At 63.9% G+C, this 20,639-nt stretch carries 20 protein-coding genes; 13 read left to right on the top strand and 7 right to left on the bottom strand.

Features of this window, described 5'->3' with window-relative positions:
* Positions 1 to 22 precede the first annotated feature (22 nt).
* The gene (locus AAGW05_RS04895; RefSeq protein WP_411803354.1) at positions 23 to 277 is read left to right on the top strand and encodes a carbon storage regulator; all 255 of its coding nucleotides are present in this window, start codon (positions 23 to 25) and stop codon (positions 275 to 277) included.
* A 4-nt stretch (positions 278 to 281) separates the two neighbouring features.
* Here AAGW05_RS04895 and AAGW05_RS04890 read toward each other — a convergent pair whose 3' ends face one another.
* The 3 genes from AAGW05_RS04890 to AAGW05_RS04880 form a co-directional block, all read right to left on the bottom strand.
* Positions 282 to 1,892 carry a stealth conserved region 3 domain-containing protein gene (locus AAGW05_RS04890; RefSeq protein ID WP_411803353.1) on the bottom strand — a complete coding sequence of 537 codons (1,611 nt, stop codon included), beginning with the start codon at positions 1,890 to 1,892 and terminating at the stop codon, positions 282 to 284.
* An 86-nt stretch (positions 1,893 to 1,978) separates the two neighbouring features.
* Positions 1,979 to 2,431, bottom strand: a complete 453-nt coding sequence (locus AAGW05_RS04885) for a hypothetical protein (RefSeq protein ID WP_411803352.1) — start codon at positions 2,429 to 2,431, stop codon at positions 1,979 to 1,981.
* A 94-nt stretch (positions 2,432 to 2,525) separates the two neighbouring features.
* Entirely contained in the window at positions 2,526 to 3,203 is a 678-nt protein-coding gene (locus AAGW05_RS04880) for a TetR/AcrR family transcriptional regulator (protein WP_411803351.1), read from the bottom strand.
* Positions 3,204 to 3,349: 146 nt separating this feature from the next.
* Between AAGW05_RS04880 and AAGW05_RS04875 the strand changes: the two genes are divergently transcribed.
* The 3 genes from AAGW05_RS04875 to AAGW05_RS04865 all read left to right on the top strand — a co-directional run bounded on the left by AAGW05_RS04875 (position 3,350) and on the right by AAGW05_RS04865 (position 7,280).
* Positions 3,350 to 4,735 carry a flavin monoamine oxidase family protein gene (locus AAGW05_RS04875; RefSeq protein WP_411803491.1) on the top strand — a complete coding sequence of 462 codons (1,386 nt, stop codon included), beginning with the start codon at positions 3,350 to 3,352 and terminating at the stop codon, positions 4,733 to 4,735.
* Between the two features lie 83 nt (positions 4,736 to 4,818).
* Positions 4,819 to 5,751, top strand: a complete 933-nt coding sequence (locus AAGW05_RS04870; RefSeq protein ID WP_411803350.1) for a universal stress protein — start codon at positions 4,819 to 4,821, stop codon at positions 5,749 to 5,751.
* Entirely contained in the window at positions 5,748 to 7,280 is a 1,533-nt protein-coding gene (locus AAGW05_RS04865; protein WP_411803349.1) for an APC family permease, read from the top strand. Before AAGW05_RS04870 ends, AAGW05_RS04865 begins: the two co-directional genes overlap by 4 nt.
* A 97-nt stretch (positions 7,281 to 7,377) precedes the next feature.
* Here the strand turns inward: AAGW05_RS04865 and AAGW05_RS04860 are convergent, their stop codons facing one another.
* The gene (locus AAGW05_RS04860) at positions 7,378 to 7,740 is read right to left on the bottom strand and encodes a DUF5997 family protein (protein ID WP_411803490.1); all 363 of its coding nucleotides are present in this window, start codon (positions 7,738 to 7,740) and stop codon (positions 7,378 to 7,380) included.
* Positions 7,741 to 7,830: 90 nt separating this feature from the next.
* Between AAGW05_RS04860 and AAGW05_RS04855 the strand changes: the two genes are divergently transcribed.
* From AAGW05_RS04855 to AAGW05_RS04840, 4 genes are all read left to right on the top strand, one after another.
* Positions 7,831 to 8,628, top strand: coding sequence for a substrate-binding domain-containing protein (locus tag AAGW05_RS04855; protein ID WP_411803347.1), 798 nt, complete (start codon positions 7,831 to 7,833; stop codon positions 8,626 to 8,628).
* Positions 8,629 to 8,799: 171 nt separating this feature from the next.
* Positions 8,800 to 9,819: a proline racemase family protein gene (locus AAGW05_RS04850; protein ID WP_411803346.1), complete on the top strand. Its 1,020-nt coding sequence runs from the start codon at positions 8,800 to 8,802 to the stop codon at positions 9,817 to 9,819.
* Positions 9,820 to 9,868: 49 nt separating this feature from the next.
* Positions 9,869 to 11,101 carry a sensor histidine kinase gene (locus tag AAGW05_RS04845; protein WP_411803345.1) on the top strand — a complete coding sequence of 411 codons (1,233 nt, stop codon included), beginning with the start codon at positions 9,869 to 9,871 and terminating at the stop codon, positions 11,099 to 11,101.
* A gap of 357 nt (positions 11,102 to 11,458) precedes the next feature.
* Positions 11,459 to 12,145 (top strand): response regulator, encoded by a 687-nt coding sequence (locus AAGW05_RS04840; RefSeq protein ID WP_411803344.1) that lies wholly within the window; start codon positions 11,459 to 11,461, stop codon positions 12,143 to 12,145.
* Between the two features lie 427 nt (positions 12,146 to 12,572).
* Here the strand turns inward: AAGW05_RS04840 and AAGW05_RS04835 are convergent, their stop codons facing one another.
* Both AAGW05_RS04835 and AAGW05_RS04830 read right to left on the bottom strand, forming a co-directional pair.
* Positions 12,573 to 13,676, bottom strand: a complete 1,104-nt coding sequence (locus tag AAGW05_RS04835; RefSeq protein WP_411803343.1) for a GTP pyrophosphokinase family protein — start codon at positions 13,674 to 13,676, stop codon at positions 12,573 to 12,575.
* A 101-nt stretch (positions 13,677 to 13,777) separates the two neighbouring features.
* Entirely contained in the window at positions 13,778 to 14,797 is a 1,020-nt protein-coding gene (locus AAGW05_RS04830; protein WP_411803342.1) for a LacI family DNA-binding transcriptional regulator, read from the bottom strand.
* 166 nt (positions 14,798 to 14,963) lie between these two features.
* Between AAGW05_RS04830 and AAGW05_RS04825 the strand changes: the two genes are divergently transcribed.
* From AAGW05_RS04825 to AAGW05_RS04805, 5 genes are all read left to right on the top strand, one after another.
* Positions 14,964 to 15,902 carry a carbohydrate kinase family protein gene (locus AAGW05_RS04825; RefSeq protein WP_411803341.1) on the top strand — a complete coding sequence of 313 codons (939 nt, stop codon included), beginning with the start codon at positions 14,964 to 14,966 and terminating at the stop codon, positions 15,900 to 15,902.
* Positions 15,903 to 15,921: 19 nt separating this feature from the next.
* Positions 15,922 to 16,440, top strand: a complete 519-nt coding sequence (locus AAGW05_RS04820; protein ID WP_411803340.1) for a YbhB/YbcL family Raf kinase inhibitor-like protein — start codon at positions 15,922 to 15,924, stop codon at positions 16,438 to 16,440.
* A 66-nt stretch (positions 16,441 to 16,506) separates the two neighbouring features.
* Positions 16,507 to 17,316, top strand: coding sequence for an HAD family hydrolase (locus tag AAGW05_RS04815; RefSeq protein ID WP_411803339.1), 810 nt, complete (start codon positions 16,507 to 16,509; stop codon positions 17,314 to 17,316).
* Positions 17,317 to 17,327: 11 nt separating this feature from the next.
* On the top strand, positions 17,328 to 18,110 hold the full coding sequence (locus AAGW05_RS04810; RefSeq protein WP_411803338.1) for a glycerophosphodiester phosphodiesterase: 783 nt from the start codon (positions 17,328 to 17,330) through the stop codon (positions 18,108 to 18,110).
* A 39-nt stretch (positions 18,111 to 18,149) separates the two neighbouring features.
* Positions 18,150 to 19,265 (top strand): glycerate kinase, encoded by a 1,116-nt coding sequence (locus AAGW05_RS04805; protein ID WP_411803337.1) that lies wholly within the window; start codon positions 18,150 to 18,152, stop codon positions 19,263 to 19,265.
* A gap of 93 nt (positions 19,266 to 19,358) precedes the next feature.
* Here AAGW05_RS04805 and AAGW05_RS04800 read toward each other — a convergent pair whose 3' ends face one another.
* The gene (locus AAGW05_RS04800) at positions 19,359 to 20,630 is read right to left on the bottom strand and encodes a uracil-xanthine permease family protein (RefSeq protein WP_411803336.1); all 1,272 of its coding nucleotides are present in this window, start codon (positions 20,628 to 20,630) and stop codon (positions 19,359 to 19,361) included.
* Positions 20,631 to 20,639: the final 9 nt, after the last annotated feature.

Raw genomic sequence — 20,639 nt, 5'->3', positions numbered from 1 at the left:
GCACCTCCATGGAAGGAACCGCATGCTGGTATTGACACGCAAGATTGGCGAAAAGATCGTCATCGGCGGAAACATCACAATCACCATCCTCGACGGCGGCCGCGGCGAGGGCGTGCGCATCGGCATTGATGCCCCGCGGGACGTCAGCATCCACCGAAGTGAGGTGCTCGACGCCGTGTCGGCAAGCAACCTTGAAGCCGTGGAAGGCTCGGCAGGGTCAGCCGCGGAGAGTCCTGAACAGCTCATCCTTGCCGCACTTGGACTTGCCTCTCCCTAAGGGGCTACTTTTCCCAGGGCGCCCTGAACGGGAAGTATCTTTCAAGGAAATCCGTCACTGCCGCACGGCGTTCATCGTGGGTGACGTTTCCAAAACTCCCATCATTGAGGCACAGGAAATCCGCGTTGCGCCGGGCCAGGATCGACTCAAGCGATGCCAGCCCGGCGGTACTGGCCGTGTCAACATAGACGCCCCTGGCATTCGTGTGCATGACGGCGCGTCCGGTCAGCAGTGCGTAGTAGTGGTACAGGGAATTTGTCACGGAAATATTGCCTGCGGCCCTGAATGTGCTGGCTGCAGTCGCCGCGAACTCGGGTGCGAATTCCTGCTCCAGCTCGGCCAATACAGACCGCCGCAAGGGGGCTGCGCTGTGCTCCAAATGGTGGGTCGTAAACGCGCCGAAGCGATCCCACAAGAGCCGCCGGTTCACCCGGGCGGAGTTTTCAAAACCACTGCGTTCAGCGTCGGTTTCACCGAGCCCTATGCGGGTCGGGGAGAGCATGAAGCGGGTGATCCCACCTGGTGTGAAGAACAAGTCCGGGCCCAGCGGGCGGCCAAAAAACATGTCGTCGTTGGAATAGAGGAAGTGTTCGGACAGGCCCTCGATGTGATGCAGCTGGGACTCCACCGCCATGGAATTGTGTGTGGGAAGCACCGAAGGGTCGGCAAAGTGCTCCCGGCTGCGGACCAGTGTGACCCTGGGGTGATCGGCCAGCCAGATCGGCGCGGGGGAGTCGGTGGCGATGAAGATGTGCCTGACCCACGGGGCAAACATGTGCACCGAACGCAGGGAATATTTCAGCTCGTCAAGGTGCCTGAAGCGGGACTCGTGGTCGTCCCCTTCGCCCAGAAGCGCCCCGGCTTCGAGTTCCCGCCGTGCTGTCCGGTACTCCTGCGTGCTGCCGTCGACCCAGGAAAACACCATGTCAATCTCGAAGCGGATGTCAAAGACCTGGTCAATGAACATGTTCTCGATGGTCGGCCAGACCTGGCCGTAAAGCTCAACGGAGCTGCGCGCGGCCTCCCTGCGCCCGATGCTGCGCCGGGTCAGTGAATTCTCAACCGGCAGCTCGATGTGCGTGGGGGAAAAGTTCCACAACTCGATCTGGACACCCCATGCCGCCCCGTAATACAGCCCACCGCCCGGTTCCACCCGGGGACGGAACAGCCGCAGGATCCGCGCCGCCGGGTCCTTCGCCAAAGACCCGTCGGCCAGCAGAACAGTTTCCTTTTTTGTGTCGACGCTGCGGGCATAAAAGGGCTCGAGCGCAAGTTCCCCGGCCAGGGCCCTTTCAAGGGAATCCCGCGATGCGCCGTCAACAGCCAGTACGGGGCGCAGGTCGTTGCCGCGCACCAAAAGGTACTCGATGGAGCATGCGTCAAGGACGCTGCGGACTGCAAGGAGGTCAGCGACCATGGCTTCGTGCGGCGTCAAGGAGACATTGACCAGTGCAAGGCGCCCCCGATGGAGCACGACGTCGTCGCGGTTCAGGATGGCGGCGGCTGCGGGCGAAGCCGGGGTGGGCGGTGTTGACAAGGGGCGCTCCTGGGCGGTTGCGTACAGGCGCCTGTCCACGCCTGCCGCGTCAATGAGAATAGGGGCGGCTGAGCGCATCGGCACAAGCCAGGTGGCGCCGTCGTCGGGGTCTGCGCTGTGGACTGTTGCTGGCAGCTTCCATCGTGGCCGCTCGAAGGATTGGTTTAGCCCGGGTTCTGCGACGGCAGCCCGGTGTGGCGGATCCGTGCGGGGCGCCTGCGATGGAACACCAGGGCGGCGGCGATCCCGGCGAGCCAGATGTCCTTGGACATGGCCGTTCCTGCAGGAGTCGGGCGGATACTGCCGGGCTCAGTCATGCCGGGGGTCTTGAGATAGGTGGCCAGGAGGCCGCCTGAAAATACGCCAAGGGCCAGCCCTGCAAGCCGGCTGGGAACGAAGGGTGTCAGCAGGAAGACGCCGAGGGCAATCTCGGAAGCGCTCAGGCTGCGGCCGAATTGCTCAGGGGTCAGCTTTCCCGCCTGAGGGATCACACGCTGGGCCGAGGCCTGCAGTCCTGCTGCGTGTTCCGGGGGCAGGTGAAGCTTGCCGATGCCGGAGTTGAGGATGAAGGCTCCTGAAACAAGGCGGAGTGCTGCGTTGCTGATGCTGAATCCCATGGGGTCTCCTGTGTCGTAGGTGTCAGGCAGTTATGGTGGTGAGTTCAGCCTAGGGTTGGCGGCCCTGTGTGGCTAGTACCCGGCGTCGCCCGTGTCAGGCGCCGGGCCCCAGGGTCCCCGCAAGTCCGGCCACCATGGCCCGCAGGCCCAGGGTGAAGGCCGCGTCGGCGTCGTTGAGCCCGGCGGTGTTGCTGCGGCGGGCGACGGCGGCACTGAAGTTCGGTGCCTCCGGCCCCCTGGTGCCGGCGTCGAAGATGTCCTCGGGGGCGTTGGCGTCATAGGCGGACCCGTAAATGAACGACTCGAGGGCCACCACGGCGTCAATGACAGCTTCCGGCGCCCAGCCCGCGGCAAGGAAACCGTTCGTGACTGCCTCGTACATGGTGATGGTTGCGGGTGCGTTCGTGACGGGCAACAGCGCGATGACGGGGATCAGCGGCAGGTGCGCGGCAAAAACATCCCGGTAGGAATGCGCCCAGGTCTGCACTGCGGATTCCCACGGTTCAACGCCAAACGCCGACACGTCAACGCGCCCCATCAGGTGGTCCTCGACCAGCAGCAGCACGTCCTGCTTTGAGCTCACGTGGTTGTACAGCGCCGACGGGGCCACGTTCAGCGACTTTGCCAGGGCCGCCATGGTCAGTCCCTTGTAGCCGTCTTTGCTGACAAGCTTCAGGGCCGCCTTGGTGATCCGGGTGGAACTGAGCAGTGCCTGCGGGGGGCGGCCCGCCCGGCGTCGAACGTGGCGGAACTCATCCAGTGCTGCAGCCAAGGCCAGTTCCCCTTCCGGCGCGATGTGGGCGCAAGATTTTCCGCACGCCCTTTACGGAAGGCGGTGATGTCAGTTACAGTCTAATCTAAATGAACGCCATTCATTTAGTGAAGCCCATCACCGCAGGCTTCACGGAAAAGGGAAAAATGACATCCGCAGGAAACCCCATCAGCATCGACCGCGACGTCGTCATCATCGGTGCCGGACCGTCAGGACTGACAGCGGCCCGTGAGCTGAAGAAGGCCGGGCTGAGCGTGGCCGTGGTTGAGGCGCGCGACCGCGTTGGCGGGCGCACCTGGTCCAACACGATCGACGGCGCCTGGCTGGAAATCGGCGGCCAGTGGGTCTCCCCGGACCAGACAGCCCTTATCGGCCTGCTCGACGAACTCGGCCTGGACACCTACCCCCGATACCGCGACGGCGACAGCGTCTACATCGCACCCGACGGCACCCGCACCCGCTACACCGGCGAGATGTTCCCTGTCAGCGCCGACACCCAGACCGAGATGACCAAGCTCATCGACCTCCTCGATCAACTCGCCGCCGCCATGGACCCCGCCAAGCCGTGGGAGCACCCGGCGGCCCGCGAACTGGACATCATCTCCTTCCACCACTGGCTGCGCGGCCAGTCGGGCAACGAGGAGGCCTGCAACAACATCGGCCTGTTCATCGCCGGCGGCATGCTCACCAAGCCCGCCCACGCCTTCTCGGCACTGCAGGCCGTCCTGATGGCCGCCTCCGCCGGCTCATTCTCCAACCTTGTCGATGACAACTTCATCCTCGATAAGCGCGTTGTCGGCGGCATGCAGGGCGTCTCCCTCGCCATCGCCGCGGACCTGGGCGAGGACGTCATCCTGAACTCCCCGGCCCGCACCATCCGCTGGGAAGAGACCGACGGCGGCTACCGCGTCACAGTGATTGCCGACGGCGCAACCGTCACCGCCAAGCGCGTGGTCATGGCCGTCCCGCCGAACCTGTACAGCCGCGTCTCCTTCGACCCGCCCCTGCCGCGCCGCCAACACCAGATGCACCAGCACCAGTCCCTTGGCCTTGTCATCAAGGTCCACGCCGTGTACGAAACCCCGTTCTGGCGCGAGGACGGGCTCTCCGGCACAGGCTTCAGCGCTTCCTCACTGGTCCAGGAGGTCTACGACAACACCAACCACCAGGACCCGCGCGGCACATTGGTGGGCTTCATTTCCGACGAAAAGGCCGACTACGCCTTCACTCTCACCGCCGAGCAGCGCAAGAAGGAAATCACCGCATCGCTCGCAGACTTCCTGGGTGATGCCGCAGCAGAGCCCGTTGTCTACTACGAGTCCGATTGGGGCTCGGAGGAATGGACCCGCGGCGCCTACGCCTCCAGCTACGACCTGGGCGGCCTGCACCGCTACAGCGCAGACCAGCTCACACCCGTCGGACCCATCCACTGGTCAAGCTCCGACCTGGCCGCAGAAGGTTACCAGCACGTCGACGGGGCTGTCCGCATGGGCCAGTTCACCGCCGCCAAGCTGATTGCAGAACTGAAGTAACACTGCGGCCCGCGAGCGGGCGGCCCGTTCGCGGCCGGCCCGGATTAATGCGATGACAACCACGTCCTAAAGGAGGACCCCTTATGCGTTACGTAGTTGGATATACGGCAAACGCCCGTGGCGGAGATGCCGTCAACCTTGCGGTGGCACTTGCCCGCCGGCAGGGAGCCACCTTGGACCTTGTCATGGTTCTGCCGGAAGACTCGCCCTACAACGGCGTTTACCCGCCGGTGGCCGGCTTCGAGAGCATCCTGGCCCAGCAGGTTTCCCAGTGGCTGGATGATGGCCTGGCCATGATCCCCGAGGATGTGCCCGCCGCGGCACACGTTTTCCGCGGCGAATCCGAGGCCGCTGTCCTGATTGAGGCAGCCGGGGAACTCGGTGCCTCCGCCCTTGTCATCGGTGCCAGCAGCACGGGGCTTTTCAAGCGCTTCAGCATCGGATCTGTCGCCAGTGCCCTGTTGCACGCGTCCCCGGTTCCTGTCGTATTAGCACCGTCCGGCTACAGCCGCACAGCTCCCATCACGCGCCTGACGTGCGCCGTCGGCACGCGGGAAGGGGCCGAGGGCGTCCTCACGGTCGGAGTCTCCACGGCCAAGCGCCGCGGCCTGCCGTTGCGGCTCGTCTCCCTCGTTGCCCTGGGTAGCGAGGACGCCGGAACCTCGGTCGCGGATGCAAAGGAACACCTGCGCAGCATCGCAGAAGCCAGCCAGACGCTTGAGGCGAGCACGCTGGACAAACTGGACATCGACGTCGTGGTTGGCAGCGGGCGGACCATCGAGGACGCAGTTGACGCGCTCCCGTGGAAAAAGGGCGAAATCCTGCTGATCGGATCCAGCCGGCTCGCCCAGAAAAACTCGATCTTTCTCGGCAGCACGGCCAACCGCATCCTGCGCGCACTGCCGGTTCCCATGATCGTTGTGCCCCGCGACTACGTGGGGACCGACGACGACCTGCTCCAAACCAACCAGGTTCCCGTCCTTGACGCGGCGGACCCAACAGAGGTGGCGAAATGACTTCCCGGGACACAGTAAAGAATGCCGTCGGCGACCACGGCATCAGCGAGAAGGGCCTCAAGGCAGGCTCCGTCGGCCTGATTGGCGCCGTCGTCATCGGCATTTCCTGCATCGCGCCCGCCTACACCCTGACGGCCGCTCTGGGCCCCACGGTGTCGGAGGTCGGCGTGCACCTGCCGGCTATCTTCCTTGTCGGCTTCATTCCGATGCTGCTGGTGGCCCTTGGCTACCGCGAGTTGAATAATGCCATGCCCGACGCCGGCACTTCCTTCACGTGGGCATCGCGCGCCTTTGGTCCGTGGCTGGGCTGGATGGGCGGCTGGGGCCTGATCGCCGCCACCATCATTGTGCTCTCAAACCTTGCGGCCGTGGCGGTGGACTTCTTCTACCTGATGCTGGGCCAGATCTTTTCCAACCCGTCCCTGGCTGACCTGACAACGATCCTGCCGTTGAACATTGCCACGACACTGGTGTTCATTGCAGGCGCGTGCTGGATCTCCTATCGCGGCATGGAGACCACCAAGTCGTTCCAGTACATCCTCGTCGCGTTCCAGCTGATCGTCCTGGGCTGGTTTGCCATCTCCGCCTTCGCCCACGTTGCCAACGGCTCGGCCTTTGACGCGACCCCCATCCAGGCCGACTGGTTCAACCCGTTCGCCGTGGAATCCTTCTCCCAGTTTGCCGCCGGCGTCTCGCTGTCCATCTTCATCTTCTGGGGCTGGGACGTGACCTTGACAATGAATGAGGAAACGAAGAACCCGAAAAAGACCCCGGGCCGTGCGGCGACCGCCACTGTCATTGTGATTGTCCTGATCTACATGACGGTGTCCCTGGCCACCCTCTCCTATGCCGGCATCGGCACCACGGGGCTGGGGGCCGGAAACCCCGAGAACCAGGCCAGCATCTTCGCCGTCCTTGCCGGGCCCATCATGGGACCCTTTGCGATCCTGATGTCGCTGGCAATCCTGAGCTCCTCCGCCGCATCGTTGCAGTCGACCTTTGTTTCACCGGCGCGTACCTTGCTGTCGATGGGCCACTACAAGGCACTGCCGAAGAGCTTTGCCAAGATCAGCCCCACGTACAAGTCCCCGGGCTACGCGACGATTGCAGCGGCCATCGCAGCTGCCGGTTTCTACATCGTCACCCGGACCTTGTCCGAGAACGCCCTGTGGGACACCATCACCGCCCTCGGCATGATGATCTGCTTCTACTACGGCATCACCGCACTGGCCTGTGTCTGGTACTTCCGCGCAGAGGCATTCCGCGGCGTGCGAAGCTTCGTCTTTAAGTTCCTTGCCCCGCTGATTGGCGGTGTCATCTTGCTGGTCATGTTCTTCAAGACCGCCTACGACTCCATGGACCCGAGCTACGGATCCGGCTCGAACGTTGCCGGGCTGGGTATGGTGTTCATCCTTGGCTGCGGCGTGATCCTGCTCGGCGTGGTGCTCATGCTCATCATGTACAAGCGAAGCCCCGAGTTCTTCAAGGGGCAGGTGCTCAGCCGCTCCAGCCAGCTCTACAACCCTTAACCGCAAGGTTCCGCTGACAAAAATGACGCCGCTTGCGGGTTATGACACCGTTATACCGGTGTCATAACCCGCAAGCGGCGTCATTTAACGCCTAGCGCTAGCTCTTGGGCCGGCGTGCGGCTTCGCGCTCCTTGGCCAGCTTGGCCTCGGCGCGTGCCTTTGCGTGCACGGCGCGTTCCTCAACCAGCCACGCGGGGGGAGCCTGCAGCAGCGCGGTGATGTCCGCCGTCGTGAGTGCCTCGGTGACATCTGAACGGTTCAGGCCGCCGATGGAGATGTTCAGCTTCTGTGCAATGACAGGGCGCGGGTGGGGTCCGTTGCGGCGCAGCTCTTCCAGCCAGGTCGGCGGGTTTTCCTGCAAAACCTTGAATTCCTCCCGGCTGATCGCGTTCTCTTGGAATTCCACAGGGGCGGCGGGCAGGTGGATGCCCAGCTTCTTGGCCGCTGTGGCGGATTTCATTGCTTGGGGGGAAGGTTTGATGCTCATATATCAAGGGTACCGGTGGACGGGCGGTAGTTTAGTGGGAAAGTGGTGCGTTAGGCTAAATAGGTGTCTGAACCCCGCGAACTCACAGTGACCTTTGTCCCGGGTGTGACCCCCGGAAAGTGGATCCACCGCTGGCAGGAGCGCATGCCCGGCGTGCCCCTCGTGTCCACGCCGGTGCCGGAATCGCGCCAACTGGACGCCGTGCGCGCCGGTGAGGTCGACATGGCTTTCGTCCGCCTGCCAGTGGATAAGACCGGACTCCACGTGATTCCGCTCTACAGCGAACTTTCAGTGGTGGTTGCGCCCAAGGACCACCCCATCGCGGCGTTCGACGAGCTCAACGTTGAGGATCTGGCCGACGAGTATCTCCTCGCCGATCCCGACGAGTTCCCCGAGTGGCGTGACATTTCAACCGAAATTGCGGCCGGAACGCGCAAGCCCCTGCCGCCCATGGCCTCCATCGAGGAAGCCCTTGATCTGGTCGAGGCCGGGCTTGGCATCCTGATTCTGCCCATGTCAGTGGGCCGCCTCCTGAGCCGCAAGACATTGCGTTCCCGGCTGCTGCACGGCGTCGAGGAGACAAGCATCGCCCTGGCCTGGATCGATTCCATGGTTCCGCTGCCTGATGAGGATGAGGCAGTCCTGCAGGAATTCATCGGCGTGGTGCGCGGGCGAAGCGCGCAAAGCTCCCGCCAGCCTTCAGTCCAGGCCAAGCAGGATGCGGCACCGAAGAAGGGTGCCAAAAAGAGCACGACGCCGGCCCGCACCCCCGCGGCCAAGAGCAAGACCTCCGGAGCGAACCTCCGCGGCGGCGGTCGCCCCGGTGGCAAGGCACGCGCACAAAAGCGCGGCCGCCGCTAACCCACGGTGATCTGCTGACGCGCGAGCCACTTAAGTACAAACGCCGGTCCCGGAATGATGCGGGGCCCGCCGTGCCGGATCATTGACAGGCCAAGTGGGCCGTGCCATATTGACGGCAGTGGCCGGGCCCCGCCCCAGCCATGGTTTGCCAACCCCAAAGGAGATGCGACCGTGAAATCGTCATTGTGGGAAATTGAGACCTTTGACTATCACACCGCGGGCGAGCCGTTCCGGATCGTGCCTGCCCTGCCGTTCCCCATCGAAGGGGCCACGGTACTTGAACGCCGGGAGCATGCCATCACCGGGGACGCCAACAAGATCCGCAAGCTGCTCGTCAACGAACCGCGCGGCCATGCAGACATGTACGGCGGGTTCGTGGTCCCGCCCAATGATTCCGGCGCCCATTTCGGGGCATTGTTCTGGCACCGTGAGGGGTTCTCCACCGTTTGCGGCCACGGGACCATGGCGCTGGGGACCTGGGCCGTCCGCAGCGGCCTTGTGCGGGCCCCGGACGACGGCGTAACTGACGTGGTGATTGACGTTCCTTCGGGTCGCGTCACCGCCAGGGTAAGGATGGCCGGGGGAAAGGTTCACGAGGTGGCCTATCACAACGTGCCCTCGTACGTCGTTGCCAGGAACATCGAAGTCAAGACGGCGGACTTCGGCCTCCTGCGGGTTGATCTGGCCTGGAGCGGAGCGCTCTACGCGTCGCTTCCGGCCGCTGATGCGGGACTTGAGGTCGCGCCGTCAAACCTGGCGAGGATTGTTGCCGCGGGTCACCAGGTGGCGGCCGGACTGGCCGACCATCCGGCCGCCCGCCACCCGGGCGACACGCGGCTTGAAGGCATCTTCGGGATCATCTTCCACGAGCCCGTGGAGCATGAGGGGGCGGGTCTGGCACAGCGAAATGTGAGTGTCTTTGCCGACGGGCAGGTTGACAGGTCACCCAGCGGGTCGGGCACAGCCGCCCGCGTTGCCCTGCTTTGCGACAGCGGCGATTTACCGGAGGGAGAGGTGCTGGAGCACTTTTCCATGATAGATTCGCGCTTTGCGGCCCGTGTAGTTGACCGGGTTGGCGGTCCCGACGGCGGTTTCGTGGTGGAGGTCAGTGGACGTGCGTTCCCGGTGGGGGAGGGTAAGTTCACGCTTGACTCCGACGACGACCTGGGGCTGGGGTTTGTGCTTCGGTGAATGGCGCTCGCAGGAAATGGCAGTGCTGATAATGAAAGGCAGTACTGTCATGAAACGCAGAAGCGGCGTCCACGCCCCCAGGCCGCGGCGGAACTTTACACTTGGGGTATTCCTCAAGATGGGCATCTCGCCGATGCCGATGTGGATTTCAATGCTTTTGGCCATCCTCGTCACGGTGTCCGCGTTTGACGACGTGCGGCTCTTCATCCTCACGCGCCCGGAAGGGATGCTCTCCAAGTTTGCAGTGGCCGGCGCCGTAATGTACTGGGCTGTCTGGATGGCTCTTGCCTTCAGGCCGAAGCTGGCGCCTTATTTCTTTGTTCTGCTGTTGGTGGCCATGTATCCGCAGGCACGACCCGGCGGCATCCTCATGCTGACCTTTTCCGCGCTCGCCGTGGCATCCTACAGGATTTCCACGCGAGTGCTGGCTGGCATCGTGGGCGTTTTCCTTGTGTGGCAGTTTACTTGGGTGCTGGGTGTGTCGAGGATGGGTTCGGAAAGTTTGTGGGGGTACGTCCCCGCCACCTTGTTGCTCGTTGCACCCGGACTGGCCGTCAAGGTACTGCGGGAGCGGGCGTTGCAGGTGGAACGGTTACAAAAGGAGGCCGAGGAAACGGCGGCGCGGGCCGCCCTTGAACAACGCACGGCCCTGGCCAGGGAACTTCATGACGTGGTGACCCACGGGCTGACGATGATTGCCGTGCAGGCACACCTCGGCACGATCTCCCAGGACGGGGACGACAGGCATCATGCGCTGACGGAAATTGGCTCGATGGCAAGGAACTCACTCGATGACCTGCGCCGTCTCCTCCAGACGATGCGCACAGAAGACCTGCCAGCGGGAGCAGTATCGGACACCAACGTCGAGCAAAGCTCGGCGACAATCGATTTGGCCCAAAGCCTTGCCGACGCGCAACAACGGCTCTCAGGCCTGGGCTTTCCCACGCGGGTGGAAACATCGGGGCTCGTGGAGAGCATACCCAAGGGGTTGCGCTCCACCCTGCTGCGAATACTGCAGGAAAGTTCCACCAACGTGGCCAAGCATTCGGGTCCCGGCACGGAATGCCACATTTCCATGCAGATTAAGAACAGTCGTGTGGAACTGACAATCCGCAACCGCATGACATCGGGCAAGCCGCGGCTGCCAGTGTCAGGCACGGGCCTGGCCGGACTGCTGGAACGGACGTCCAGGCTGGGAGGAACCCTTGAAGCAAGTCCATTGGACGGTTGGTGGGTTGTCCGGGCCACCTTGCCATTCACCGGACGACGATCGCTTGGCTGATAATGGCCGGCCGGCGGTCCGGACATCCGGGCGTGGCCGCAGCCACCGAAGGTCAAAAATTGGCCAAATGGCCAATAAAGTCAATTTCAGCCCCAAATTCGCTGTCCGTTCGGTCGGACCTGCCCCTGATTCATTGAAAGTCAGGCAGTGGATCCGTAGCGTCAAGAGGGCGCGGTGAAGCTCACGTGAAACCAACGCACACGACGCTCGTTCCAAGGAGAAAACCATGAAGACAATGCACACATTCGGCGCGGGTCACAGGCCCCAGCGCGGTGCAGTGAAGTCTTCCGGCATCTGGCCCACGGGCACGATCCCGGAACCCGCGGTCTGAGCCCGGTTCATCAGTAGACTGTCAACATGACTGTGAGTGCGGAAGTGTCCGAGCTGATTGACGCCTTGGCGCCGATCGAAGTGATCATTGTTGACGACGAAAAATTCGTGCGTGGGGCGTTGCGGACATATTTGTCCCAAGCCACGGACTTGGTGGTGGTGGGCGAAGGCGAGAACGGCGTCGACGCCGTCCGCCTCGCGCACGAGCACCACCCGGATGTCATGCTCATCGACATTCAAATGCCCGTCATGGACGGCATTGCCGCCATCCGCCAGATTGTCGCGGAACTGCCCGAGATTCGGATTCTGGTGGTCACGGGACATATTTCGGACATCTACCTCAAGGCCGCCCTGATCGCAGGAGCCAGCGGCTACGTGGTCAAGGATGCCGAGCCTGGCCGGATTGTGTCAGCTGTCAGGGAAGTCAACGCGGGCGACTGTCCCATTGACCCAGCCGTCACGCACCTGCTGGTTGCCGACGTGCGCAAGAGCCTGCCCGCCTCGCGTCCGAAGCCCGCCGTTGAACTATCCGACAGGGAAGAAGGGGTGCTGAAGTTGTTGTGTGAAGGCCACAGCAACAGCGAGATCGCTTCCGCCTTATACCTCTCGGAATCCACCGTGAAGTACCACCTTGTCCGTTTGGGTCGAAAGTTTGAGGCCCGGGACCGCCTACAACTGGTCATCACTGCCCTGCGGACAGGCCTCGTCGACTGACCAACTCGAAAAGACTGTCCGAATGGACAGGGCCGGACGGTGCCCCTGACGTATACGGACAGTGTTTGGCGCAATAGGCTGGAGAGCGTCCATGCGACGCTGGGCACATTCTACGTCTTTGAAAGGCTACCGCCATGAAATCTCGCTTTGTCTCCGCAGGTGCCGCAGCAGTCCTCGCAGCAGGCCTCATCCTAGCCCCCGGGTTGTCCCCTGCCTCGGCCAGCACGGGCACTGTTGTTCCCGCCCCCTCAACATCAGTAACTAGCGCCGGCAGTGGCGACGTCGCCACAAGCTATGGAATGGGAGCGCTACCATGCTACTTCTTCGGAATTCACTGGTGCTAACCCCGGCCTGATCCGGACCTGGAAACGGCCGCCACCTTTTTGTGGGGGCCGTTTCGCCTTTAAACTCCAGCGGCTCAGGCCTGTTAGAACCCCTGAGCCTTGCGGTAGCGCTGCATCTGCTGATGGCGCCTGATCAGGCTGTCGCGGCGCGGTGTCTGCTCCGATGACGGCTCCTCGGCCGTTAAATCGATGTGGCTTTCACCGAATTGCCACAGCAGCAGGTCATCGAGCAGCCTGTCGGGACCGGGGGAGTACCTGTGGTCAAGCGCCTTGCGGACATTTGAGATGATCTCCGGCTGCAACAGCGCCGCAAGGTCCACGGTCTTGCTCAGCCCGTGCGCGGCGACCAGCTCGGCTGCCCAACCCCAGTCGTCGTCGGACTTCCTGTCAACGTGCGGCAACAGGGTCTGCCATACGGCCTTGATCCTGTTGGGGGTGAGGGAAATGTTGCCCTCGCCGTCAGTGTCCCAATAGCTGGTGACGGTTTCATACCTCTCGTGGAGCTCCGAGAACGCCGACTCGACGGTCTCAAGCATGGCCGCCGTCGCAGTGAACTGCCTGTCGAAGTAGGGGCTCCAGGCGCGCGGGTCCTGGGACTTGAAGCGGATGTCGTGTTCAATCTCGCTCCAGGCATGGGCGAAAATGGTGCGGATCTGGCATTCAAAAAAGTAGCTGCCATTAGGTTTCATTTCTGGATCAAGCAGTTCCTGGTAGGCGCGCACCATGTCGTTTTGGATCGTGCGCAGGATCAGGTGCCGGCTGGAATAGCCGTATGTGCCTGATTCAATGGAGCCGATGTCCTTCTCGGTGTCGCCGCGGCAGTCGAAAATGCTGCGTTTGCGCTTGATCAGGTTGGCGGCCTGTGCGTTTTCTCCGGGCAGCGTGGTGATGACGCGCACTCCCACCATGTCCGTGAGGTTGCGCAGCGGATCGGGAAATTGCAGGACAGGGGTGGCGTCGGGCTCGGCCACCATGCGTGAGGCCTTCTCCCTGAACGACTCAACGCTTTTGGTGCGGCTGGTGACAAAAAGGGGTTTGTCATCCGCCTCGGCCAGGACCTCGCGAACCAGCGATTCCATCTCCGCGGTGACCTTTTCAAGGGCCGGCCTCGTGCGCTCGTAGTCGGCTACCGAGGCGGCGACGGCAGGCCGCAGTGATTCATCGAGCCGATCCCAGTTGCTACCCATATTACGAGTTTAAGGGTCACGACGGCACAGGCGCGAGCAGGCCCGCCGACTGTGACACGATTGTTCCAAAGGAAAATCCGCGCTCAGGCCCCCGCCCGGAGTCACCTCGACGGCGGCGCGCCCGTGCTGTTGCGGAGGATCAGCTCCGGGACCATGGCAAAGGGCGGCAGGGGGACCTGATCGGAATCCAGCCTGTGCAGCAACCGCTGGACGGCCAGGGTCCCAATCAGCTTGAACGGCTGGGCCACTGTCGTCAGAGCCGGCGAACTGAATTCGGCCAGCGCAATGTTGTCCACGCTGACGATCGAGATGTCGCCGGGGATCCGCCTCCCGCTCTCGTGCAGTGCACGGATCAGGCCAAAGGACATCTCGTCGCTTGAGGAAAAAATGGCCGTCAGATCCGGGATGCGGGCGGCAATGAGCCCGTTCTTGTACCCGGATTCGGGTGACCAGTCGCCCTGCAGCTCGGGCGGCACGGACTTCCCCGCACGCTCCAGCGTGTTCCGCCATCCCTCGCTGCGGGCAAAGGCCTCGATCCAGTTCTGCGGCCCTGCCAGGTGCCATACGCTCTCGTGCCCCAGGTCAAGCAGGTGCTGCGTCGCGAGTTCGGCGACGAGCCCCTGGTCGATGGCCAGCAGTTCGCTTGATTCGGTCCGAGAGCCGTCAAGGGTGACGATCGGGGTGGTGTTGCCAATTTTGGACACCAGCGGACTGGACTGGATCATGGGAACGGCAAGAATGATCCCGTCGGCGCCCCTGTCAACCAGCCCCTGAACGGCCGCTTCAATGACATGGTCGTCCATGGAGGAGATCGGCGAGGTGATGACCGAGTGGTCCAAGTCGGACGCCGCCAGCTCAATGCTCCCGACTACGATGGAGCGCGCATACGAGTCGGTGTTGAACATGACAAGGCCAATAATTTGGGTGCGTCCGGTGGAGAGGCTGCGGGCGGCGTAATTGCGGTGGTAGCCGAGGTCCTCGATGGCCGCCCTGACACGTTCCCTCGTGGCCGGCTTCACGCTGTGGTGGCCGTTGAGGACCCTGGAGACGGTCTGGGGTGACACCCCTGCAATTCCGGCCACGTCACGGATGCCCGGGGGCCTGGAGCCCGAACTGCTCATTTGTCACTCCAAGGGGGATTGCTCATGGAAAGAACTTTAGCCAAGACTGCGGCGGTTGGGGACATCCCCGACCGCCACAGCGTCGTTTGGCTCCAGCCTTGGGGCGTCCCCGTGATGAACGACGGCGGACCGGGGCAAGTGCCCCAACGCACCGTAGGCTGGTGCCATGTTGACTGTCATTGGTGAAGCGTTGGTTGATGAAGTGGTGCAGGCAGGGCACGAACTTGTCCCGCACGTTGGCGGCAGCCCCATGAATGTGGCTGTGGGACTGGCACGCCTGGGGCATCCTGTGCAGTTCCTGGGCAGGTTCGGCCGGGATGCGTACGGCGACATGGTGGCCGGCCATTTGCAGGCGAACCACGTTATGGTGCCCCTGGTTGCAGACTCGCAGCCGACGTCGGTGGCGCGCGCAACCCTAGATTCCACAGGCGCGGCTACGTATGAATTTTCCCTTGACTGGTCGCTGCCGGACCTGCGCACCGCCGATGGCGCACCGAATTTCATGCTGGCAGCAACAACCCTGCTGCATGTCGGTTCCATCGCCACCATGCTGGCCCCCGGCGCCGAACAGGTGCTTGCCGCCGTCATCGACGCCCATCCGCGAGCCACCATCGCCTACGATCCCAACTGCCGCCCGAGCATCATCGCCGACATTGACTATGCCCGCGAACAGGCCGAGAAGTTCGTGCGCCTCGCCGACGTCGTCAAGGCCTCCGACGAGGACCTGCACTGGCTATACCCGGGCATTGACCCGAAGGAATCCGCCCGCAGGTGGCTTGCCATCGGCGGTGCGCAAGGCCCCGCCGTCGTGGTTGTGACACAGGGCGGGGAGGGTCCGTGGGCCGTGTGCGCCGCAGGCGAGAGCGCTTGTGCCGTGCCGCACGTCAAGGTTGCGGACACCGTGGGTGCCGGGGATTCCTTCATGGCAGCCCTGCTGTCGGCGCTCGTTGACAGGGAGTTGGACGGGGCGCAACGCAGGCCGGAGCTGCGGGCCATCAACACGGCAACCCTGGCCGAGGTGATCGCCTACGCCGCCCGAGCCGCAGCCATTACGGTGTCCAGGGCCGGGGCGAACCCGCCCAGCCGAGCTGAACTGACAAAGTAACCGACAGAAGGGCAGTGCCATGTATGACTACGACCCCTATTCCTTCCTGACGCCCGTCCCCGGCTTTGAGCTGCGCAGCGGGTCGTTCGCGGACGGGGAAACCTTCGCCCCCGCGCAGGTGAACCCCTCCGTGCACCCCGATGGCAAGGACCTGTCCCCGCAGCTGTCCTGGAGCGGTTTCCCCGCCGGGACCCGAAGCTTTGCCGTGACAATGTTTGACCCTGACGCCCCCACTGCCAGCGGCTGGTGGCACTGGGCCGTGGCGGACCTGCCCGTTGGGGTGACCGATCTGGCCGAGGGTGCCTCCGCCACGCTGCCTGCCGGTGCCCTGACCCTGAAGAACGACGCCGGGTCCCCGGCCTACATGGGATCGGCACCTCCGGCCGGGCACGGCCCGCACAGGTACATGGTGGTGGTGCACGCGCTCGACGTCCAGTCCCTTGGACTGGACCCCGAAGCGTCCGCGGCCGCCCTTGGCTTCAACCTGCACTTCCACACCCTGGCCAGGGCTAGGCTGACCGCCCTGTTTGAGGTCTAGCGGCTGGGTGGAGGCGGTCCCGCGCCACAGTGCCGCCACTTGAAAGGAAGTTGGATAGCCTTGGGTATGCGTTTAATTGCCAGCGACATCGACGGAACCATTCTGGGCCACGACGGAAAAATTAGCACCCGCACCATTGACGCCTTCGCAGCTGCCGCGGATGCGGGCGTCGAGATTGTGTTCGTGACAGGGCGCCCGCCGCGGTGGCTTGAGCCCATCCGGGAACAAATCGGCCACACGGGCACAGTCATTTGCTCCAACGGAGCCGTGAGCTATGACCTCGGCGCCGAAAAAGTCCTCAGCTCCCATGTGATCAGCTGGGAAACAGTGTCCCAGGTCAGGGATGTCATCCTGGCGCTGGCGCCGAAGGCTCGATTTGCGTTGGAATCCCTTACAGGGCTGCACGTTGAGGACGGCTTCTTGGGTGGACGGATTCCGGCCGGCAGCCTGAACGTTGTGCCTGCCGTGTTGGGTCCGGACATTGCCGACGGCGGAATCGTGAAGATGCTGGCCGTGCTGCACACAGGAAGCGCCGACGAATTCCTCGCGGCTGTCGCCCCCGGGGTCGCCTCGCTCATTGCCGTCACCCATTCGGCCCCCGACCTCGCCCTGCTTGAAATGGGCCCGCTGGGCGTGAACAAGGCAGTGACGCTAGCCCGGTACGCTGCCGCCCGGGGGATTGACGCCGCCGACGTCGTGGCCTTCGGCGACATGCCAAACGACCTTGAAATGCTGGCCTGGGCCGGTGCCGGATACGCCATGGCCAGCGGACACCCGCAGGCGCTCGCCGCCGCCGCCCTGACGGCGCCGAGCTTCGAGGACGACGGCGTCGCCCAGGTCATCGAGTCCCGCCTGTCCGCCCTGCGCCGGGCGTGAGGGAGGCAAACATGTCTGGGACTAACGCACCGAAACCTTTTCTGGACTCGCCCGTGCCCCTGGTCATGGCGCACAGGGGCTTCTCCCGTGACGGCCTGGAAAACTCCCTCGTGGCGTTCAACGCCGCACTCGACCTTGGCTGCCGCTACGTGGAAACTGACCTAAATACCACGGCGGACGGGGTTGCCCTGGCGTTTCACGACTCAACCCTTGAGCGCACCACCGACAGAAAGGGCATCATTGCGCAGCTGCCCTATTCGGAGGTGAAGAAGGCGCGCATTGGTGGCAGGGAACCCATCCCCACGCTCGAGGAACTCATCGCCGCGCTGCCCGGTGCGCGGTTCAACATTGACGTCAAGGATGGCGGGTCCGTGGCCCCGCTTGCCGCGGCAATCGAGAATCACGGCCTGCATGAGAGGGTCTGTGTGGCGTCGTTCTCGGAAAAGCGCCGCCGCGCCGTGCTGTCACGGCTGAGCCGCCCGGTGGCAAGCTCCCCGGGGATCCGGCTGCTTGCGGCGTACTTCCTGATGGAATCGTGGCTGCCCCGGGCCCTGCTCCTGCGCCTGATGCAGGATGTTGACGTCCTGCAGATCCCCACACACTACAGGGGCGTAAAAATTGTCACGCCGGCCACTGTGCGCCGCGCGCACGGGCTGGGCCTGAAGGTTCATATCTGGACCATCAACGAGCCCGCCCACATGGAGCGGCTCCTTGACCTTGGCGTTGACGGAATCATGACCGACAGGGCTGACCTGCTCGTTGACGTCATGCGCAGGCGGGGCCTTTTGGCGTAACGGTTCAGCCATGTCGGTGACCGGTGGCAGGATGGACACATGCGAATCCTGATTGCCCCCGACAAATTCAAGGGGACCCTCACGGGCCCGGAAGCAGCAGCTGCCATGGCCGAGGGTGCCCTGCGGGTCTACCCCGACGCCGTCGTGACTGCCCTGCCCATTGCCGACGGCGGTGAAGGGACAGTTGAGGCCGCGGTCGCCGCCGGCTACTCCGAGCGCCTGAACGCTGTCGTGGGCCCCATCCTGAAGCCTGTGGGCGCGGTGTGGGCCTTCCACGAGCGCACCAAGGTGGCTGTCATTGAAACAGCGCAGGCCAGCGGCTACCTGCTCAGTGAACCCACGGTGGAAAATTCCCTGCGCGCCCACTCCTACGGCTCGGGCCAGCTGGTTGCCGCCGCCCTCGACGCCGGCGCCACCGAAATCATCATCGGGCTTGGCGGCTCGGCCATGACCGACGGCGGAACCGGCGCCCTGCGTGCCCTGGGGCTGAAGCTTGTGGACGTCCACGGAAACCTTGTGCCCCTCGGCGGCGGCTCGCTCATCGATGTTGTGGCCGTGGATGCCACCGGCCTTGACCCGCGCCTGGCGGGCGTTAAAATCCGCATGGCCGTCGACGTGGACAATGCACTTTACGGGCCCAACGGTGCCGCCCACGTGTTCGGCCCCCAAAAGGGTGCCGATGCCGGCGCCGTCGAACTTCTTGACGCGGGCCTGCGCAACCTGGCCTCCGTGGTTAGGGCGGCGACGGGCATTGACATCGACATTCCGGGCGCCGGTGCGGCCGGTGGCTTCCCCGCCCTGTTTGTGCCGTATGCCAAGGCCTCCATTGAGCGCGGTTTTGACCTCGTTGCGGACCTGATCGACCTCGAGTCGGCCCTGGCGCAGACTGATTTGGTCATCACGGGTGAGGGATCACTTGATGCACAGTCGTTGTCCGGCAAGGGACCCCTCGGCGTTGCCGACGCCGCGCATGCGCTCGGGCTGCCCGTCGTCGTGGTTGCCGGGCGAATCACCGTGACGCCGGCGCAGCTTGCCGCGCATGGCGTTGTTTCTGCCGTCAGTGCCACCGATGTTGCGGGCTCGCCTGAGGCTGCACTGGCCGACGCGGCGCGCTACACCTCGCGGGCCACCTCCGAGGCGCTCAACGGCATCTGATGCAAAATGACACCGCTCGCGGGTTTCGCTACCGGTAGACCGGTGTCGAAAGCCGCGAGCGGTGTCATTTTTGTGGCTGGGAGTGGTTGGACCCTACTCGGCGGCCGTGCCGCGCCACTTCGCCAGGGCGCTCATGCCGTGGTAGATGATCAGGGCTGCGGCGGTGCCCAGGGCGATGCCGGAGAACTGCAGCGTGCCCGGGTTCCACTCGAAGTTGGCGATGCCCACAATGAGGGCGACGGCGGCTGTGGTCAAGTTGATGTTGTTGGAGAAGTTCACCTTGTTCTGGACCCAGATCCGCACACCCAGCACGCCGATCATGCCGTACAGCAGGGTTGCCGCGCCCCCCAGAACACCGACAGGAACCGTGGCGATCATTTCGCCGAACTTGGGGGAGAAACTCAGGATCAGGGCAGCAACGCCTGCAACCCAGTAGGCGGCGGTGGAGTAGACCTTCGTCGCTGCCATGACGCCGATGTTTTCCGCGTAGGTGGTGGTGCCGGAACCGCCGCCAAGGCCTGCAAGGGTGGTGGCGACGCCGTCGGCAATTAAGGCCCGGCCGGCGTACGGGTCAAGGTCAGCGCCGGTCATCAGCGCAACTGACTTCACATGGCCGATGTTCTCGGCGACAAGGACAAGCACCACGGGGATGAACAGGCCGACCACGGCAAAGTGGAAGGTGGGGGTCTGGAAATGCGGCAGGCCGATGATGCCGGCGTCGTTGATCTTGGAGAAGTCAACCTCGCCGCGCAGGACGGCTACGAGGTAGCCCGCCACGACGCCGACAAGGATGGACAGGCGGCCCAGGATGCCGCGGAACAGCACGCTCGTCAGGATGATGACGGTCAGGGTGATCATGGCGGTGACGGGGGCGAGCTTGAAGTTGCCCCACGCTGCGGGTGCCAGGTTCAGGCCGATCAGGGCCACGATGGTGCCCGTAACGGGCGCGGGCATGAGGCGGTTGATCCAGCTGGCGCCGAACTTCTGCACGATCAGGCCAAGCACGGCAAGGGTGACACCGGCCATGACGACGCCGCCGAGCGCACCACTGACGCCGAATTGCTGCTGCGAGGCCATGATGGGGGCGATGAACGCAAAGCTGGAGCCCAGGTAGCTGGGCACCTTGCCGCGGGTCAGCGCCAGGAACAACAAGGTGCCGATGCCGGAGAAGAATAAGGTGGTGGCCGGCGGCATGCCTGTGATGATGGGGACAAGGAAGGTCGCCCCGAACATGGCCACCACGTGCTGCAGACCAATGCCGATGGTGCGGGGCCAGCTCAACCGCTCACTGGGGGAGACCACCTGTCCCGGTTTGATGGTCTTGCCATCCCCGTGGACAGTCCATTTTGTGCCCAGCAAACTCATCTACGCTCT

Origin of the sequence: Arthrobacter sp. LAPM80 (genome assembly GCF_046736435.1) — a bacterium.
Classification (GTDB): Bacteria; Actinomycetota; Actinomycetes; order Actinomycetales; family Micrococcaceae; genus Specibacter.
This window is presented reverse-complemented; position numbering and strand designations above follow the sequence as displayed.

Coding starts and splice junctions, on each gene's coding strand:
- AAGW05_RS04800 (WP_411803336.1), bottom strand. CDS start 20,630: ATGAGTTTGCTGGGCACAAAATGGACTGTCCACGGGGATGGCAAGACC.
- AAGW05_RS04830 (WP_411803342.1), bottom strand. CDS start 14,797: ATGAGCAGTTCGGGCTCCAGGCCCCCGGGCATCCGTGACGTGGCCGGA.
- AAGW05_RS04885 (WP_411803352.1), bottom strand. CDS start 2,431: ATGGGATTCAGCATCAGCAACGCAGCACTCCGCCTTGTTTCAGGAGCC.
- AAGW05_RS04835 (WP_411803343.1), bottom strand. CDS start 13,676: ATGGGTAGCAACTGGGATCGGCTCGATGAATCACTGCGGCCTGCCGTC.
- AAGW05_RS04860 (WP_411803490.1), bottom strand. CDS start 7,740: ATGAAATCCGCCACAGCGGCCAAGAAGCTGGGCATCCACCTGCCCGCC.
- AAGW05_RS04875 (WP_411803491.1), top strand. CDS start 3,350: ATGACATCCGCAGGAAACCCCATCAGCATCGACCGCGACGTCGTCATC.
- AAGW05_RS04865 (WP_411803349.1), top strand. CDS start 5,748: ATGACTTCCCGGGACACAGTAAAGAATGCCGTCGGCGACCACGGCATC.
- AAGW05_RS04825 (WP_411803341.1), top strand. CDS start 14,964: ATGTTGACTGTCATTGGTGAAGCGTTGGTTGATGAAGTGGTGCAGGCA.
- AAGW05_RS04815 (WP_411803339.1), top strand. CDS start 16,507: ATGCGTTTAATTGCCAGCGACATCGACGGAACCATTCTGGGCCACGAC.
- AAGW05_RS04870 (WP_411803350.1), top strand. CDS start 4,819: ATGCGTTACGTAGTTGGATATACGGCAAACGCCCGTGGCGGAGATGCC.
- AAGW05_RS04805 (WP_411803337.1), top strand. CDS start 18,150: ATGCGAATCCTGATTGCCCCCGACAAATTCAAGGGGACCCTCACGGGC.
- AAGW05_RS04810 (WP_411803338.1), top strand. CDS start 17,328: ATGTCTGGGACTAACGCACCGAAACCTTTTCTGGACTCGCCCGTGCCC.
- AAGW05_RS04845 (WP_411803345.1), top strand. CDS start 9,869: ATGAAACGCAGAAGCGGCGTCCACGCCCCCAGGCCGCGGCGGAACTTT.
- AAGW05_RS04840 (WP_411803344.1), top strand. CDS start 11,459: ATGACTGTGAGTGCGGAAGTGTCCGAGCTGATTGACGCCTTGGCGCCG.
- AAGW05_RS04820 (WP_411803340.1), top strand. CDS start 15,922: ATGTATGACTACGACCCCTATTCCTTCCTGACGCCCGTCCCCGGCTTT.
- AAGW05_RS04895 (WP_411803354.1), top strand. CDS start 23: ATGCTGGTATTGACACGCAAGATTGGCGAAAAGATCGTCATCGGCGGA.
- AAGW05_RS04890 (WP_411803353.1), bottom strand. CDS start 1,892: ATGCGCTCAGCCGCCCCTATTCTCATTGACGCGGCAGGCGTGGACAGG.